This is a genomic window from Amycolatopsis sp. NPDC114478 (assembly GCF_055633805.1).
In genome coordinates, this window is sequence record NZ_JBVKDO010000060.1 from 1 (window position 1) to 1424 (window position 1424).

At 68.4% G+C, this 1424-nt stretch carries 1 protein-coding gene; it reads left to right on the forward strand.

Annotated features, from left to right (window positions below; all coding sequences use genetic code 11):
• Positions 1 to 298 precede the first annotated feature (298 nt).
• Positions 299 to 1424: IS110 family RNA-guided transposase (locus ACZ7OH_RS51860; protein ID WP_470287732.1), on the forward strand; the 1126-nt coding region annotated here is incomplete at its 3' end.

A 1424-nucleotide genomic window follows, 5' to 3' on the forward strand; every position in this document is an offset into this window, starting at 1 on the left:
CCTAATCAGTTCGGGGAGTGGGCTGTAAGGCACACTCCTGGTGGTAGCCGGCCGGTAGGTGAGCACTCGGTTTTCCCGGACGCTTGAGTCCTGCTGAAAGACAGTGCCCCTGCCGGTGGGCCGGGAGAAGTGATCGCTGCTGGGATGTCGTGCCCACCGGTTGGTGTGAGCACTGCTTGATTAGGTCGCTGATGGTTCTCCCGCTGGCTATGCAGGGTGATCGGCATCGAGAACGGGAGGACCGTTGCGGCTGTTCGTGGGAGATGACTGGGCAGAAGACCATCACGACATCGAGCTGATGGACGGCTCCGGGCACCGGCTGGCCAAGGCCCGGCTGTCCGAGGGCGTGACCGGGATGGCCCGGCTGCACACGCTGATCGGCGACCAGATCGGTGAAGACGCGGGCGAGGACGCGGAGGTGGTGATCGGGATCGAGACCGACCGGGGACCGTGGGTGGCGGCGCTGGTCGCGGCCGACTACACGGTGCTGGCGGTCAATCCGTTGCAGGCCGCGGAGTTCCGGCGCCGGCTGGGGGTTTCCGGCGCGAAAAGTGATGCTGGTGACGCGCACGTGCTGGCCGACATGGTCCGCACCCACTCCCACGAGCTGCGCCCGGTCGCCGGGGACTCCGCCCAGGCTGAGGCGGTCAAGGTCGTTGCCCGGACACATAAAACGCTGATCTGGGAACGCACCCGCCACACTCAGCGGCTGCGGCACGCGCTGCGGGACTACTTCCCCGCCGCGCTGCACGCGTTCGACGACCTCGACGCCGCCGACACCCTGGAACTGCTGGCGAAAGCCCCGACCCCGGCCCAGGCCGCCCGGTTGAGCCTCTCCCAGATCAGCGCCGCGCTCAAACGCGCCCGCCGCCGTGACATCACCGGCAAGGCCACGGCGATCCAGGCCGCGCTGCGCACCGAGCACCTGGGCCAGCCCGAGGTCGTGGCCGCCGCCTACGCCGCCTCGATCCAGGCCCTGATCGCGGTGCTGACCGTGCTCAACACCCAAGTCAAGACTCTGCAAGGGCAGGTGGAAGCCCATTTTGGCCGGCACCCGGCCGTTGAGATCATCGCCTCCCAGCCAGGACTGGGCGCGATTCTCGGTGCCCGGGTGCTCGCCGAATTCGGGGACGACCCGCACCGCTACGCCACCGCCAAAGCCCGCAAGAACTACGCCGGAACCTCCCCGATCACCCGCGCGTCGGGCAAGAAGAAGGTCGCCCTGGCCCGGTTCATCCACAACGACCGGCTCATCGACGCCCTGATGGCCCAGGCGTTCACCGCACTGAAGGCCTCGCCCGGGGCCCGCGCTTACTACGACCGGCAACGCGCCCGCGGTTCCAGCCACAATGCTGCCTTGCGCCAGCTGGCCAACCGGCTCGTGGGCATCCTGCATGGCTGCCTCAAAACCGGCACCGTCTACG